Below are 15,685 nucleotides of genomic sequence, written 5' to 3'. Positions count from 1 at the left end.
AACGCATTCTTGACTGAGACGCAAGGGGAACTGATGGCCCAGCCGATGTCGGCGACCGCCCGGCCGGTCGGACCGTCCGAGCCGCCGCTCACTCCGCTGACGGGCATGCCCAAGCGCGTCTTCCGCGAGGTCGTCATGCTCGTCATGGGAGGCGTCGCGGTCTTCCTCTTCCAGCTTTCGATCGACGTGGCGCTCATCGAGAAGACCACCTCGGTCACGTACATGCTGCCGCTGCTCATCTTCATCGTCTCGATGTGCGCGTGGACCGCCGTCAAGTTCCTGGCCCCGTACGCGGACCCGCTGTTCGTACCGATCGCGGCGTTCCTCACCGGCATCGGCATCGTCTACATCCGGCGCATCGACCGCACCGCCATCACCGACGAACCGCTGCACGCCGACGCGGGCGTGTTCGCGGGCCAGGGTGGGCGCCAGCTCATGTACTACATCGCCGGCGTGGTCCTGCTGACCGTGTTCCTGGCGGTGGTGCGCAACCACCGGATCCTGCGCGGCTACGCGTACATCCTGCTGTTCGCGGGCATCTTCCTGGCGGCGATCCCGGGCTTCCTGCCGTACTCGATCTCCGGCTCGGGCGGCTCGAAGAACTGGATCCGCCTCGGCAGCTTCTCGGTGCAGCCCAGCGAGTTCGCGAAGCTGATGCTGCTGATCTTCTTCGCGGTGTACCTGGTGCGCAAGCGGGACATGCTCTCGGTGGCGGGCAAGAAGATCCTGGGCCTGCAGCTGCCGCGCATGAAGGACCTCGGCCCGATCGTGATCGTCTGGGCCGCCAGCCTCGTCATCCTCGTCATGGAGCGCGACCTCGGCACCTCGCTGCTGCTGTTCAGCATCTTCCTCTCCATGCTGTACATGGCGACGCGCCGCGCCTCGTGGATCATCATCGGTCTGACGATGTTCATCGGCGGCTGCATCGCGATCTACCCGTTCTTCAGCCACCTCCAGACGCGCGTCGCGATCTGGCTCGACCCCTGGGCCTATGTCGGCGACCGGGAGAACGACTCGTACCAGCTCGTGCAGGGCCTGGTCGCGCTCAACTCCGGCGGTCTGCTGGGGAACGGGCCCGGCTCGGGCAACCCGAACCGCATCCCCGCCTCTGAGTCCGACTTCATCCTCGCCGCGATCGGGGAGGAGGCCGGGCTGATCGGGCTCATCGCGATCCTGCTGCTGTACGCGATCCTCGTGCAGCGCGGTTTCAAGACCGGCATCATGTCGCGCGACCTGTTCGGCTCGCTCATGGCCGGCGGCCTGGCGTTCCTGCTCGCGTTCCAACTGTTCGTCGTGTTCGGCGGCGTCACCGGCCTCATCCCGATGACCGGCCAGACCACGACGTTCCTCGCAGCGGGCGGCTCCTCACTCGTCGGCTCGTGGCTGCTGATCGGCCTGTTCGTGCGCGTCTCCGACGACGCCCGCAAGCCCTGGCAGGCCTCGTTCGGCCTGCAGAAGACCGAGGCCCCGCCGGAGTTCCTCGCCGAGCAGGCCGCCAAGCGCGCCGCCGAGGAGGCCGCGAAGGCCGAGGCGGCCGGGGTCATGGACTCCGGGCCGATCCCGGGCGGCGACCAGCCGACCGAGCTCATCATCCCCGGGCACCTGCAGGGCGGCGGCGGCCCGACCAAGGGCACCATGGAAGAGGACGTGCTCAGCCCGCCCCCTGGCGGTCCGGTCTCCGGCCCGCCCATGTCCGGCCCGCCCGGTACCCCGCCCATGTCGCCGCCTCCGGGCGGCCCGACCGGCCGGCCCGGCGATCCGACCGCCCGCGGCCCGCAGTACCCGCCGCAGACCCCGCCGCCTCCGCCTGGCTACGGCACCCCGCCGCCGCCCCCGGGCTCGGCGTACGGCAGCCCGCCCCCGCCCGGCGGCAACCCGACGCGCCCTGCCCCGCAGACGCCGCCACCGCCGCCGGCCTCCGCGTTCGACAGTCCTCACAGCAGCCGGCCGCAGCCCCCGAACGGCGGCGACGACCATCGGAAGGAAGGCGGCGAATGAACCCGGCCATCCGGCGCACCGGCGTCCTGGCGCTGATCCTCCTGGGCGCCCTCATCGTCCAGTCCACGTGGGTGGGCTTCTTCCACCACGACGACTACCAGGGGCAGCTCGACGGCCGGAGCATCGTCGCCGAGTACTCGGTCCCGCGCGGCCAGATCCTCGCCGGTGACCTCGTCATCGCCCAGTCGGTCCCCACCGACGGCGGCGACTACTCCTTCAAGCGCGACTACCCCGAAGGCGACTACTTCGGCAACATCACCGGCTTCAAGTCGCTCCGCTACGGCTCGTCCAACCTCGAGTACACCGAGAACGACCTGCTGAACGGCACCAGCTCCCTCGTGGCCTTCGACGACTTCTGGGCCACGATCCTCAAGGAGCGCAAGGTCGGCGGCAACGTCCTCACCACCGTCGACCCCGACCTGCAGAAGATGGCCTACGACGCGATCGCCGACGCCGACGTCAAGGGCGGCGCCGTCGTGATCGACCCGCGCACCGGCAAGATCCTCGCCCAGGCGTCCTACCCCGGCTGGAACCCCACCGAGGTCTCCTCCAACAACGGCGATACCTCCGAGGCCGCGAAGCTCGCGCTCGACGAGAGCGGCGACATGCTCGACCTCACCCGCCAGGAGTACTTCCCGCCCGGCTCGACGTTCAAGACCATCGTCGCCGCCGCGTACATCGAGGCGGGCGGCAAGGCCAGCGACATGGTCCCGGCCGGGAACGGCTACACCGCCCCCGACACCGACCACGAGATCACGAACTCCTCGGGCCAGTGCCCCAACGCGGAGTACACCCTCGAAGAGGCCTTCGAGAAGTCGTGCAACACGACCTTCGCCAAGCTGTGCGTCGAGGAGCTGAGCGTCGAGCAGATCACCGACATGGCCGAGGCGTTCGGCTTCGGCGAGGCCTACGAGACGCCGCTGTCCACGGTGCCGTCGCAGACCGGCGACCTCTCCGAGGAGGCCTTCCGCGCGCAGGCCTGCATCGGCCAGCAGGAGGTCCGCGAGACCGTCCTGCAGAATGCGGTCATCGCCGCCACCATCGCCAACGGCGGCGAGCGCATGGCCCCGCAGATCGTCTCCGAGCTCACCGACTCCGAGGGCAACACCGTCCAGAAGTTCGCCGAGGACGACCTGGGCCGCGCGATCGACCTCGACACCGCCCAGGAGCTGCAGATCCTCATGGAGGCGGTGGTCGAGAACGGCACCGGCCGGACCGCGCAGATCGATGGTTACACCGTCGGCGGCAAGACCGGCACCGCCGAGCACTCCGAAGACGGCGAGAACCCCGACCCCGACCACGGCTGGTTCCACGGCTGGGCCATGGGCAAGGACGGCGAGCCCGCCGTCGCCGTGTGCGTGTTCCTCGACTCATATGGCGAAGGGGCGTCGGCCAAGGCCGCCGAGATCTCCGGGGACCTCATGCAGCACGTCCTCGAAGGGGCGGAGGAATGACCGCGTAGAAGCGGCCCGGTTGCGGCGAAGACACAGTTTCCTCACGATCCCCTGACGCGGCAACCGAACGGCGCCCCGCCGCGTGGATCTTCCGAGAGGTCGCGGCCGAGGTGTCGCGCGGCAGTGCCGCCGAGCGACGGACCTGGTGCAAGGCGGCCTGCCAGTAGACTGAAGCGTCGATCCCCCGGAGCTGATCGGCCCGGATGCCCGTTCCGCCGACAGCTGCTACTGAACCGAAGTGAGGAGACGCCGTGTTGAGCCCCGAAATGCTCCTCGGGCAACGCTATCGCCTGCGCGAGCGCATTGCCGTAGGCGGCATGGGCGAGGTCTGGCGGGCCGAGGACACCGTGCTCGAACGCACCGTGGCCGTGAAGGCGATGCTCCCCGCGCTCCTCAGCGAGCCCGGTTTCGCCAAGCGTTTCACCGCCGAAGCCAAGACTGTGGCCGCCCTCACCCACCCCCACATCGTCAACGTCCACGACTTCGGCAACGCCGACCTGCCCAGCGGCGAGACCACCGCCTACCTGGTGATGGAGTTCATCGAAGGCAAGTCCCTCGCCGACCTCATCGCCGAGCGCGGCCGCCTCGACGCCCGCGAGCTCATGCCGATCATCGCCGCCACCGCCGAAGCCCTCCAGCAGGCCCACGAGCGCGGCATCATCCACCGCGACATCAAGCCCGGCAACATCCTCGTGCGCGACCGGGACGGCCAGGCCGTCCTCACCGACTTCGGCATCGCCCGCTCCGGCGCGTCCGGCGACCTCACCGCCACCGGCTCGGTCATGGGCACCGCCTCCTACATCGCCCCCGAGCAGGCCGAAGGCACCGGCGTACTGCCCGCCTCCGACATGTACTCGCTCGGCGTCGTGGCCTTCCACGGCCTCACCGGGCACCGGCCCTTCCAGGCCGAGAACCCCATCGAACTCGCGCTCCACCACGTGCGCACCCCGCCGCCCCCGCTCCCGCCGGACATCCCGGCCGGCGTGCGGGCCTTCGTCGAACGCTCCCTGGTCAAGAACCCCCACCAGCGGTTCGCCAGCGCCACCGAGATGGCCGCGCTCGCGCGCGTCGCCGTCGACGCCGACCCGATGTCGACCTCGGTCATGCCCCCGGTCGGCCAGCTCCCGCGCCGCGCCGGCGTGGTCAGCATGGGCGGCCCTCCCGCGAGCGTCGCCGCCCCGGCGACCGCGGCCCCGCACCTCCCTCCCGGCGGCCAGGTCCCGCCGGGCTCGCCGCCTCCCGGGATCAACCTGGGAGCCGCATCGCCGCCCCCGGCGTCCAATCCGGGGTCGAAGCGCCCGATGATCATGGCGGTCGCCGGTGCGGCCGCGCTGGTCCTGGTGGGCGGTATCGTGTGGCTGCTGATCGCGTTGAACGGCGGCGGCAGCCCGTCGGGCGACGACGGCGGCGAGTCCGATAACCCGGTCGAGCAGAGCTCGAACGAGAGTCCGGTGACCGACGACGCGACCAGCGAGGCCGAGGACCCGGACCAGGAGACCAGCCGGGGTACGGGAGTCGGGGACTGCATGCTCGGCAACCCCAACTGCGACGACCAATAGCGGGCTTTCGGGCCTGTTGTAGCGATTAGAATCAAGCCGCGATGAACGGAACACGAGGACGTAAAACGCGATGACGACAGAGCCCCGCCTGCTAGGCGGCAGATACGAGATCGGCGAGGTCGTCGGCTACGGGGGGATGGCTGAAGTCCACCGTGGCCGGGACCTCCGACTCGGCCGCGACGTGGCGGTGAAGCTGCTGCGGGCCGACCTCTCTCGCGACGAGTCGTTCCTCATCCGCTTCCAGCGCGAGGCGCAGAACTCGGCGTCGCTCAACCACCCGAACATCGTCGCGGTCTTCGACACCGGCGAGGACGCCGGCATCCCGTACATGGTGATGGAGTTCGTCAACGGCCGGACCCTGAAAGAGGTCCTGCTCGCCGAAGGCCGGTTCGACCCGGCGACGGCGTGCGAGGTCGTGGCGGACATGTGCTCGGCTCTGGACTTCTCCCACAAGCACCACATCATCCACCGGGACGTCAAGCCCGGCAACGTGATGCTCTCGGACACCAACCAGGTCAAGGTCATGGACTTCGGCATCGCGCGCGCGCTCGCGAGCGGCCAGGCGACCATGACCCAGACCAGCGCGGTGATCGGCACCGCGCAGTACCTCTCGCCCGAGCAGGCGCGCGGCGAGACCGTGGACGCCCGCTCCGACGTGTACGCGGTCGGCTGCGTCCTCTACGAACTGCTCGTGGGGCACCCGCCGTTCACCGGCGACAACCCCGTCTCCGTGGCCTACCAGCACGTGCGGGAAGAGGCCCGGCCGCCGTCGGAGCTCAACCCGAACGTCCCGGACTCGGTCGACGCCGTGATCATGAAGGCGCTCGCGAAGAACCCCGAGAACCGGTACCACTCGGCCGGGGAGATGCGCGAGGACCTCATCCGCGCCGCGCGCGGCCAGGCCGTGATGGCCCCCGCCGTGATGAGTGCGGGCGACCGCACGCAGCTCCTCGCCGGCGGCGCCGACTCGACGGCCCCGATCACGCCGATCGCGACCTCTTCGAGCAAGCGCCGCCCGTGGCTGATCGCCCTGGGGGTGATCCTCGCGCTCGTCGCGGTCACGGCGGCGTCGTGGGGGATCATGCAGGCGATGGAGGCCTCGTCGAAGGTCAACGTGCCGAACGTCGTGGGCCAGCTCCAAGCGGATGCGGAGAAGACGCTCAAGGACGACGGCTTCGAGGTGAAGGTCGAGACCGAAGTCGCGACCGACCCGAAGGACACGAACATCGGTTACGTCACCGATCAGACGCCGGACCCGAACGCCGAGGTCGATGAGGGCGACACGGTGACGCTCACGGTGAGAGTCGCCCCTGAGAACGTCAAGGTCCAAGACGTCGTGGGCGACGACGAGGACGAGGCGAGAACTAAGCTCGAAGGCCAGGGCCTCAAGGTCAAGATCGTCCAGCAGGAGAGCCCCGAGCCTTCCGGCGAGGTGCTGACGCAGGACCCGAAGGCCGGGACCGAGGTCCCGCCGACCACTGAGATCACGCTGACCGTCTCCGCGGGCGGCCAGGCCACGGTGCCGAACGTCAAGGGCATGACCGTCGAACTGGCGACCAGCACGCTCACCGAAGCCGGGTTCGAGGTCGAAGTCGAGTACGGCAACGAAGGCGACCAGGTCGACGTCGTCTACGAACAGGACCAGGGCGAGGGTTCGACCCTCAGCAAGGGTTCGATGGTGGTCATCACCGCCCAAGGCGTCGTGATCACCTGGGACGCCACGACCGCACCGGCGGACTTGCAGGCGACACTGCAAGGCCTCGGCCTCACTGTCAACATCGAGGGCGACCCGGCCGCCGAGACCATCGCCTCGGTCGCCAACGAGGACGGCGAGATCACCAGCGGCATGGCGGTCGCCCCCGGCTCCACGGTGACCATCACCGCCGCCGAGGACAACGGCGGCGGAGGCGGCGACGACGAGACCTCCGAGTCCCCGTCCGAGACCTGCGGCGCCCTCGACCCGCCGCCCTGCAACAACGACGGCAACAACTAGCAATTGAACGGGTGAGTGCCCGGCCGCGAAGCGGCCGGGCACTCACCCGTTCAATCGTCGTCCCGAAGGCCCCACACTCGGCGAGTTCGCGACTGGAGTCAAAGGAGCACTTGCTCGATCTCGCGGACCGGGTATTTGGCGAGGATGTCGTCAAGGGTGTGGTGGCGGTTGTCGCCGTCGGGTTCCAGAAGGGCCTGATCGAGCACGATGCCCTCCTCGCTCAGACGAGGGTCGCCATCTCCGGGTCTTCCTTGGCGGTGTTGGTCGAGACCGTGACTTGGCGTTCGTCGCGGCCGGCCCGGTGACTTGAGTAGCGATTCATGCGGCCGAGCGTTTCGGCGAAGTAGTCGAGGGCGGCAGTCTCGGCGAGGACGACACTATCCGGTCGGCTTGCTAGGCGCAGGTCCTGCTGATTTGCTGAGGTGCCTTGCAGCGCCGTCGGGGTCCGCCGGGGAGGCGGTTCGGGTCGGGAGCGAATCGCGGCCGGGTCACGTCGGCGCGATCGATTCTGGTTCTGTGGCTCCATGGGGAAACGGGTCCTGGCAGTGCGCCGGGGGTCGGAGTACTTGTCGGGGCTCCGCCGCTGGAGCCAGTTGAGCGGAGGGCTTCGACCGCCAGCTGGAGCTGCTCGACCAGTTCGGCGAGATCAGCGATCATGGCCTGCTGGTTCTCAACCTCGATGGTGATGGTTCTTGTATGCGATGCGCGGGCTTCGGCCCGACGCCATCGCCGACTCGCCCGACTGGCGTCCATCGAAAGGCAAGCCCGCGCCATCGCCCGCCGGAACTGAAAGCAGCGAGGCCCCGGCCTGGCGGCCGGGGCCTCGCTCTTCTTGTTCGCCGCGCTGACCCGCCTCGGTCGTGCGCGGCGCGGGCCGGGGTTTGGGGCCCGGCCCGGGCTTGGGGGCTCCCCGGGCGGGAGCAGGCCGCCCGGGGAGCGGGGCCGCGGGACCCGCTCGGGGGGAGCGGGTTCACGGACCCCTATGGGGTGCGACCTAAGCGGGCTCGATGGCGCCTTCGAGGATGCGGACCATGATCGGGTTGTCGAAGTAGATGTCGTTCAGGTCGTAGTCGCCCGGGTCGATCGACTTGACGCGCTTGCCGTCCACCGCGTACGAGACGCGCTGGTTCAGGAACAGCGGCAGGCGCGGCAGGGTCTCGTTGAAGACCACGCCGAGGATCTTGTGCGCGGCCATCTGCTCCTCCTCGGTCCCCTGCTGGGACTGGAGGTACAGCTCCGCGACGTTCACCGTGCCCTGGGTCGCCGTCTCGACCGCGTCCACCGGCAGGCCCATGCCCATCGCGTCGGCGGTCAAGCCGTTGTCGGTGAACCAGGTCATCTGCCAGGCACCGTAGACGTACGGCACGAACGGGTTCGCCCACTGGCGCACCGCGATGTCGTAGTCGCCCGCGCCCCAGATGCCCCACGGGTTGTCCTCGGGGACGTTCTCGTACGAGATCTGCAGCCCGAACTCCTTGAACTGCGCCGCGGCCTGCTCGCCCGAGAGCGTGAAGTCCGTCCAGCCCTCGACGCCGATGATGGTGTACTCCGCGAGCGACCCGTCCGGCTTGTGCCAGCCGTCCGACTCCTTCTTCCAGCCCGCGCCCTCGAGGAGGCTCGTCGCCTTCGCGTGGTCGACCGAGTAGTACTCGAGCTCAACGTCGTCGAACAGGCCCTCGGCGTGCGGGTCGGCCAGACCCGTGTACGTCTTCGGCAGGTAGTAGCCGCCCTGGCCCTTCGCGATCTCGCCGATCTGCTCGGTGTCGAGCACGTACATGAACGCCTTGCGCACGTCGACGTCCGCGAACTCCGGGAACCGGCCCTGGTTGAGCATCAGGCCGATGCCGTCGTAACCGGGGGTCGAGAGCTCCTTGAGCCCCTGCACGCCCGCGATCGTCTGGCGGTCGGTCGCGCCGAGCACCTGCGTCGAGTAGTCCACCTCGCTCGCCAGCAGCAGCTGCACCGAAGTGGCGTTGTCGCCCTTCTGGATCTCGAACGTCTGGAACTTCACCTGGTCGGCGAACAGCCCGTCCTGGTGCACCTCCATGGTGATGACGGTCTCGCCGATGTCCTTGAACTTGTAGGCGCCGCAGGAGATGAACCCGCCCTCGGCGTCCTTGAAGTCCTCAGCGGCGATCTTCTCGGCCAGCGCCGACTGCTCCGGGGAGCCCTGGATCGCACCGGCCGCGACCAGCGCCTCGGCCTCGTCCATCCACTCGCCGTAGCGGGCGTGCGGCAGCACCTGCACCTTGAGGGCGCCGTGCTCGACGCCGGGGAACGCCGCCGAGTACTGCACCGTCACGGTGGTGTCGTCGTCGGCGGTCGCCGAGGTGAGCTGGTCCCAGCCGACGGTGCCCTGCGGGGCGTTGAGCTTCTGCAGGTAGATCGTGCCCACGAGGTCCTTGGCGGTCACGGCGTTGCCGTCGGTCCACTTGACACCCGAGCGCAGCTTGATCGTCAGGGTCGTGCCGGCGAGGTCCACGGACTCGGCCAGCTGCGGGATCCACTCCTGGCTGTCCCAGTTCAGGATCGCCGGGCGCGGGATGAACAGCTCCGCGTTCGGGGCCGGGACCAGCAGGGCCGCATTGGGGATCGCCGCGTTGAAGTGCTGCGTGGTCACGTCGAACGGGTAGACGTAGACGAACTTCCCGGAGGCGCCTTCGCCCTCCGAGCCCTTGGCCTGGCAGGCGCCGAGCACGCTCGTCGTCGCCACGGCGCCGGCGCCGAGGCCGACCGCCTGCATGAGCCGACGTCGGCTGAGCTCGAATTGCTGAGAGGTCATCGCCAGTTCCTTTCGTTGAGCCGTCTTTCAAAGTGAGGGCTACGGGTTGATCGAGATGAGGTAGGGATAGAGCCGTAAAGGTGTCCGGGCCGCGAGGTCAGTGCGCTGTCTCGGGCTCGGGACGCCGTGAGCCGGGCACGGCCTCGAAGGTGATCGTCCGGTCCGCGTCCGGCGCCCGCTGCAAGTCGCGGGACACCACGTGGCAGGACAACCGCCTCCGCGAAGGGGTGGCCTGGAGGGCCGGTTCGGCGGTGTCGCACAGGCCCGGTTCGAAAGCGGGACAACGGGGGTGGAAGGCGCACCCGGCGGGCAGGTCGCGGAGGCTCGGGATCTCCGCCGACCGCAGCTGCTCCGCCGCGCGGTTGGCCTTCGCCAGGTCAGGGTCCGGCTCGCACACCGCGCCGATGAGGGCCTTGGTGTACGGGTGCTGCGGGTTCCCGATGACCTCCGGGGTCGGGCCGTGCTCGACGACCTTCCCCAGGTACATGACCGCGATCTCGCCGTCCCACGCGAAGTACTTCGCGACGGCGAGGTCGTGGGTGATGAACAGGAAGCCGACGTCGAGTTCGTCGCGCAGCCTCCCGAGGGTGTTGAGCAGGCTCACCCGGATCGAGACGTCCAGCATGGAGGTCGACTCGTCGCAGATGAGCAGGTCCGGGTTCAGCGCGAGCGAGCGCGCAACGTTCACGCGCTGGCGCTGGCCGCCGGAGAGCTGATGCGGATAGGAGTCCAGGTAGGACTCCGGCGGGGTGAGGTCGACGAGCTGCAGGAGCTCGGCGGCCTTGGCGCGGGCCTCGGTGCGGTTCTTGACGATGCCGTGCCGCTTGAGCCCGGCGCTGAGCGTCGAGTAGACGGTGCGGGTCGGGTTGAGCGCGGCGTACGGGTCCTGGTGGATGTACTGCACCGAGCGGCGGTACCGGCCGCGTTCGGCGGCGGTCATGTCCGCGAGGTTCTTGCCGCGGTACTCGACGGTGCCGGCGGTGGGCCGGGTGAGGCCGGCGGCGGCGCGGGCGGTGGTGGTCTTGCCGCAGCCGGACTCGCCGACGAGGCAGAGGACCTTGCCGGGCTCGACCTCGAGGTCGACGCCGCCGACGGCGGGCACCGGACCCTTCTTGGTGTCGAAGACCTGCTCCATGCCGGAGAGCTTCAGCAAGGGGGCGCTAGACATTGGCGCTCTCCTTCCGGGGGAGGCGGACCTGGTCGTGATGGAGGCAGGCCACCGAGTGGTCCATCCCCAGAGGGCGCTCGGTGAGGAGCGAGAGCGGGACGCGGTCGCGCTTGCACTCGTCGGTGGCGAAGGCGCAGCGCGGGTTGAAGGCGCAGCCGTCGGGCATGGCCTTGAGGCTCGGCGGGTAGCCGGGGATCGATTCGAGCGCGGGCCGGTCGCCCTTGACGGGCATGACCGCGTTGATGAGCCCGGCCGTGTAAGGGTGCTTGGGCTCGTAGAAGATGTCGCGGGCCGAGCCGGTCTCGATGATGCGGCCGGCGTACATGGTGGCGACCCGGTCGGCGAGCTCGGCGGCGAGGCCGAGGTCGTGGGTGATGAACACCATCGTGAAGCCGAACTTGCTGCGGAGCTCGTGGAGCTGCTGCACGATCGAGCGCTGCGTGAGCAGGTCGAGGGCGGTGGTCGGCTCGTCGAGGACGAGCACCTGCGGGTCGAGGGCGATGGCGAGCGCGATGAGCGCGCGCTGCTTCATGCCGCCGGAGAGCTCGTGCGGGTAGGACTGGAGGACCCGGTCGGGGTCGAGCCGCACGGTCTCCAGGAGCTCCCCGGCGCGGGCCTCGACGGCGGCCTTCGTCCACTTCTTGCCGTCCGCGTGGTCGCGGAGGGTGTCGGCGAAGTGGTCGACGATGCGGATGACCGGGTTGAAGGCGTTCATGGCGCCCTGGAAGACCATGGCGGCCTCGTTCCAGCGGAAGCGGCGCAGCGGCTCCTTCTTCATCGCGAGGAGGTCGGCGCGCGTGCCGTCCTTGAGCCGGTACGTGAGGGAGCCGGAGGTGATCTCGCCGAGGTTCGGGAGCAGCCGCAGCAGGCCGAGCCCGAGGGTGGTCTTGCCGCAGCCGGACTCGCCCACGAGCGCCAGGGACTGGCCCTCGTAGAGGTCGAGGTCGACGCCGCTGACGGCGGTCACCGACTCCTTCCGGCCGGTGCGGTAGGCGATCGAGAGGTCGCGGACGCTGAGAATCGGGTCGCTCATGCCTCTTACCTTTCTCGCAGTCGCGGGTTGAGGGCCTGGTCGAGGCCGCGGCCCATGGTCACCAGGCCGATCGTGAAGAGCACGATCATGAGCAGCGGCGCGATGACGAACGGCAGCGCGACCGGGTTGAGGTAGAAGTTCTGGCTCCACGACTGGTGGATCATCAGGCCCCAGTTGGGGGTGCCGGAGGGCATGAGGCCGAGCACGTAGAGGCCGACGATCGCGTAGATCGCCTGGTTCACCGCGATCACGAAGTTCACGAAGATGAACCCGGCCATGTTCGGCAGGATCTCCCGGAAGACGATGCGGGCGGTCCCGAGGTCCTGCAGCCGTGCGGCTTCGACGAACTCGCGTTCCTTGAGGGACATGACCTGCGCGCGGATGGAGCGGAACAGGAAGGCCCACATGGTGGAGCCGACCACGAACGCAATGCCCCACGCGGGGATGTCGTCGAAGAACGCCACGACAGCGAGCATGAGCAGGAACTGCGGGATGGTGACCGTGACGTCGGTGAGCTGCAGCAGGACGGCGTCGATCTTGCCGCGGAAGTAGCCCGCGGCGGAACCGAAGACGACGGCCACGAACACGGCCATGAGAGCGGCGAGGGTGCCGACCCAGATCGGCTCGGCGCCGGAGTTCACCAGGATCGTGAAGGTGTCCTTGCCTTCGTACTGGGTGCCGAGCCAGTGCTCGGCGGACGGCTCGGTCCAGATCTTCGTCGTGTCGGTGGGGTTGTCCTGATCGATCGCGAGCGGCCCGACGAAGGAGAACAGCACGATCCCCAGGACCAGCACGGTGCCGGCGAACCCGGCGGGGGATCGGGTCAGCCCGGTCCACACCCGGCCGAGGAACGTCTCCTTGAACTGCTTGCGCGGCTTGGCGATCGCCGCGTCCAGGGTGGTCATCAGGCGTCCTGCCCTTCGGACTTGATGCGGGGGTCGATCTTGACCAGGACGAGGTCCACGATGAGGCTGGCGACGACCACCGAGGTCGCGAGGATGATCACGGCGGCCTGCACGACGGGGTAGTCCCGGTCGGAGATGGCGCTCATGAGCATCTGGCCGACGCCGGGGTAGTCGAGGATCTGCTCGATGACGATCGAGCCGCCCACGAGCATGCCCATCTGCAGCGCGATCTGCGGCACCACGGGCAGGAGCGCGTTGCGCCCCACGTACCCGCGGGAGATGCGGCCGGGCTTGAGGCCGCGGGCGCGCGCCACCGTCACGTAGTCCTCGGTGAGCACTTCGGTGGTGGCGGCCTTCATGTTGAGCATGAAGGAGCCGGTGGCGGTGAACGCGAACGCGATGATCGGCAGGATCGCGTGGAAGACCGCGTCGCCGAGGAACACCGGGTCGAACCCGGGCTCGACGCCGGCGGTGATGCGCCCGCGCATGTCGAGGAAGGGCAGGATGCCCAGCACCGTGTAGCCGATGACGACCACGGCCGCGATGAGGATGTAGTTCGGCACGCCGGTGAGGAACGAGCCGAGCGAGGTCATCGAGTGGTCGAACGCCGAGCCGCGGCGGTAGGCCATGGCCATGCCGGCAGAGACGCCGATGACGACCGCGAAGACCACGCCCGCGCCCACCGAGAACAGCGTCCAGGGCAGGTACTCCATGACGTGCTCGAAGACCGTCTTGCTCGGGTTGGTGAGGGAGTTGCCGAAGTCGAGGGTGACCAGGCCCTTGAGGAATTCGAGGTACTGGCCCCAGACCGAGGCGTCGGGGTCGTAGTTGACGAGGTTCGCGGCGGTGGCCATGGCCTGGTCGTGCGACATGCCGGCGCTGTTGAGGCGGCCGGCCATGATCTCGATCGGGTCGCCGGGCATGAAGTGCATGAGCAGGAAGGTGATCGTCGAGACCAGCCAGATCACGAACACGGACTGGAGGACCCGGCGGAAGGCGTAAGAGGTCCACACGCGCCTGACCACGATGGCGGCGGTGCGGGACGGCGTGCCTTCCGCAGCGGATTGCGGAAGGGAGGCGGCAGGTGCGGTCACCTCGGGCACTCCTTCGTGCGCTAGTCGGGACTGGGCTCGCGGACGAGCCGTGAAGTTCCAGGTGTCTGGGGGCGAAACAAATTGGAAAGATTGTTTCTAGTTAAGAAAGCTACCCGTCGTGACCGGGCGCACGCCAGCCTTGAGACGGAATCGTTATCCGAGCGTCCGTGCTGTGACCATTGACTCCCGGGGCCGGGCGCGGCCTTCCACGGTAAAGCCAGTACGCTCGTACTGTTAGGGGCGCTGGCCCCGGCGCCGTCAGGCGGCGCATCCACACCAGGCGCAGGTGAGCGCTGAGGAGAGGTAGCGAGACTATGGCGAAGATCAAAGTGGCGAACCCGGTCGTCGAGCTCGACGGCGACGAGATGACCCGCATCATCTGGAGCAAGATCAAGGACGAGCTGATCCACCCCTACCTGGACGTGGACCTCAAGTACTACGACCTCTCGATCGAGCACCGCGACGCGACCGACGACCAGGTCACCGTGGACGCCGCCAACGCGATCAACCAGTACAACGTCGGCGTCAAGTGCGCCACCATCACCCCCGACGAGGCCCGCGTCGAGGAGTTCGGCCTCAAGAAGATGTGGCGCTCTCCGAACGGCACCATCCGCAACATCCTCGGCGGCGTGGTCTTCCGCGAGCCGATCATCATGAGCAACGTGCCCCGCCTGGTCCCGGGCTGGACCCAGCCGATCATCATCGGCCGCCACGCCCACGGCGACCAGTACAAGGCCACCGACTTCAAGGTCGACCGCCCCGGCACCCTCACCGTCACCTTCACCCCGGCCGACGGCTCGGAGCCGATCGAGTTCCAGGTCGCGGAGTACCCGGAGGGCGGCGGCGTCGCCATGTCGATGTACAACTACAAGAAGTCCATCGAGGACTTCGCGCGCGCCTCGTTCCGCTACGGCCTGGCCCGCAACTACCCGGTCTACATGTCCACCAAGAACACCATCCTCAAGGCCTACGACGGCATGTTCAAGGACGTGTTCCAGGAGGTCTTCGACGAGGAGTTCAAGGCCGAGTTCGACGCCAAGGGCCTCACCTACGAGCACCGCCTCATCGACGACATGGTCGCCGCGGCCATGAAGTGGGAGGGCGGCTACGTCTGGGCCTGCAAGAACTACGACGGCGACGTCCAGTCCGACACCGTCGCGCAGGGCTTCGGCTCGCTCGGCCTCATGACCTCCGTGCTCATGACCCCCGACGGCAAGACCGTCGAGGCCGAGGCCGCCCACGGCACCGTGACCCGCCACTACCGCGCCCACCAGCGCGGCGAGAAGACCTCGACCAACCCGATCGCCTCGATCTTCGCGTGGACCCGCGGCCTGGCCCACCGCGGCAAGCTCGACGGCACCCCCGAGGTCACCGGCTTCGCCGACGAGCTCGAGAAGGTCGTCATCGACACCGTCGAGAGCGGCAGGATGACCAAGGACCTCGCCGCCCTCGTCGGCAAGGACCAGGAGTGGCAGACCACGGACGAGTTCCTCGACACCCTGTCGGAGAACCTCGCCAAGGCCGTCGCGAAGTAAGGCGTAACCGGGCCGCTACGCGGCTCGTTGTAGAAGGAAGCGGTGACCGATCTTTCGGGCTGCGCTCACGCACAGCTCGCAAGCTGGCTGTTGCCGCCCCTTCCCAGTTGGAGGCCCCGGCCGACGTGTGCAGGCGCACACTCGGCAGGGGCCTCCCCCCTTTC

The 15,685-nt window shown here is 68.7% G+C and carries 10 protein-coding genes; 5 read left to right on the top strand and 5 right to left on the bottom strand.

Annotation, left to right across the window (positions count from 1 at the left end; all coding sequences use genetic code 11):
- Nucleotides 1-33: 33 nt before the first annotated feature.
- The 4 genes from J5V16_RS20825 to pknB all read left to right on the top strand — a co-directional run bounded on the left by J5V16_RS20825 (nt 34) and on the right by pknB (nt 7,004).
- Nucleotides 34-1,998: an FtsW/RodA/SpoVE family cell cycle protein gene (locus J5V16_RS20825; protein ID WP_208498908.1), complete on the top strand. Its 1,965-nt coding sequence runs from the start codon at nt 34-36 to the stop codon at nt 1,996-1,998.
- Nucleotides 1,995-3,452: a penicillin-binding transpeptidase domain-containing protein gene (locus J5V16_RS20820; RefSeq protein ID WP_208498907.1), complete on the top strand. Its 1,458-nt coding sequence runs from the start codon at nt 1,995-1,997 to the stop codon at nt 3,450-3,452. Before J5V16_RS20825 ends, J5V16_RS20820 begins: the two co-directional genes overlap by 4 nt.
- A 251-nt stretch (nt 3,453-3,703) precedes the next feature.
- Nucleotides 3,704-5,011: a serine/threonine-protein kinase gene (locus tag J5V16_RS20815; protein WP_208498906.1), complete on the top strand. Its 1,308-nt coding sequence runs from the start codon at nt 3,704-3,706 to the stop codon at nt 5,009-5,011.
- A 70-nt stretch (nt 5,012-5,081) separates the two neighbouring features.
- Nucleotides 5,082-7,004 carry a Stk1 family PASTA domain-containing Ser/Thr kinase gene (gene pknB / locus J5V16_RS20810; RefSeq protein ID WP_208498905.1) on the top strand — a complete coding sequence of 641 codons (1,923 nt, stop codon included), beginning with the start codon at nt 5,082-5,084 and terminating at the stop codon, nt 7,002-7,004.
- A 994-nt stretch (nt 7,005-7,998) separates the two neighbouring features.
- Here pknB and J5V16_RS20805 read toward each other — a convergent pair.
- The 5 genes from J5V16_RS20805 to J5V16_RS20785 form a co-directional block, all read right to left on the bottom strand.
- Complete coding sequence (locus J5V16_RS20805; RefSeq protein WP_208498904.1) at nt 7,999-9,786, bottom strand: ABC transporter substrate-binding protein; 1,788 nt, start codon at nt 9,784-9,786, stop codon at nt 7,999-8,001.
- 97 nt (nt 9,787-9,883) lie between these two features.
- Nucleotides 9,884-10,954, bottom strand: a complete 1,071-nt coding sequence (locus J5V16_RS20800; protein ID WP_208498903.1) for an ABC transporter ATP-binding protein — start codon at nt 10,952-10,954, stop codon at nt 9,884-9,886.
- Nucleotides 10,947-11,987, bottom strand: a complete 1,041-nt coding sequence (locus tag J5V16_RS20795; protein WP_208498902.1) for an ABC transporter ATP-binding protein — start codon at nt 11,985-11,987, stop codon at nt 10,947-10,949. Before J5V16_RS20795 ends, J5V16_RS20800 begins: the two co-directional genes overlap by 8 nt.
- Before the next feature lie 5 nt (nt 11,988-11,992).
- The gene (locus J5V16_RS20790) at nt 11,993-12,892 is read right to left on the bottom strand and encodes an ABC transporter permease (RefSeq protein ID WP_208498901.1); all 900 of its coding nucleotides are present in this window, start codon (nt 12,890-12,892) and stop codon (nt 11,993-11,995) included.
- Nucleotides 12,892-13,986, bottom strand: coding sequence for an ABC transporter permease (locus tag J5V16_RS20785; RefSeq protein WP_208498900.1), 1,095 nt, complete (start codon nt 13,984-13,986; stop codon nt 12,892-12,894). Before J5V16_RS20785 ends, J5V16_RS20790 begins: the two co-directional genes overlap by 1 nt.
- 314 nt (nt 13,987-14,300) lie before the next feature.
- Here J5V16_RS20785 and J5V16_RS20780 point away from each other — a divergent pair, with 314 nt between their 5' ends.
- Nucleotides 14,301-15,521: an NADP-dependent isocitrate dehydrogenase gene (locus J5V16_RS20780; RefSeq protein ID WP_208498899.1), complete on the top strand. Its 1,221-nt coding sequence runs from the start codon at nt 14,301-14,303 to the stop codon at nt 15,519-15,521.
- Nucleotides 15,522-15,685 lie beyond the last annotated feature (164 nt).

The sequence above is a fragment of the Glycomyces niveus genome (genome assembly GCF_017592475.1).
Lineage (GTDB): Bacteria > Actinomycetota > Actinomycetes > Mycobacteriales > Micromonosporaceae > Glycomyces > Glycomyces niveus.
Note: the sequence above shows the minus strand (reverse complement) of the source record. Positions and strands in the feature narration are given on the sequence as shown.

Bases quoted from the DNA above. Each gene is read 5' to 3' on its own strand.
- J5V16_RS20805 (WP_208498904.1), bottom strand. From the start codon at position 9,786: ATGACCTCTCAGCAATTCGAGCTCAGCCGACGTCGGCTCATGCAGGCG.
- J5V16_RS20820 (WP_208498907.1), top strand. From the start codon at position 1,995: ATGAACCCGGCCATCCGGCGCACCGGCGTCCTGGCGCTGATCCTCCTG.
- J5V16_RS20790 (WP_208498901.1), bottom strand. From the start codon at position 12,892: ATGACCACCCTGGACGCGGCGATCGCCAAGCCGCGCAAGCAGTTCAAG.
- J5V16_RS20825 (WP_208498908.1), top strand. From the start codon at position 34: ATGGCCCAGCCGATGTCGGCGACCGCCCGGCCGGTCGGACCGTCCGAG.
- pknB (WP_208498905.1), top strand. From the start codon at position 5,082: ATGACGACAGAGCCCCGCCTGCTAGGCGGCAGATACGAGATCGGCGAG.
- J5V16_RS20780 (WP_208498899.1), top strand. From the start codon at position 14,301: ATGGCGAAGATCAAAGTGGCGAACCCGGTCGTCGAGCTCGACGGCGAC.
- J5V16_RS20800 (WP_208498903.1), bottom strand. From the start codon at position 10,954: ATGTCTAGCGCCCCCTTGCTGAAGCTCTCCGGCATGGAGCAGGTCTTC.
- J5V16_RS20795 (WP_208498902.1), bottom strand. From the start codon at position 11,987: ATGAGCGACCCGATTCTCAGCGTCCGCGACCTCTCGATCGCCTACCGC.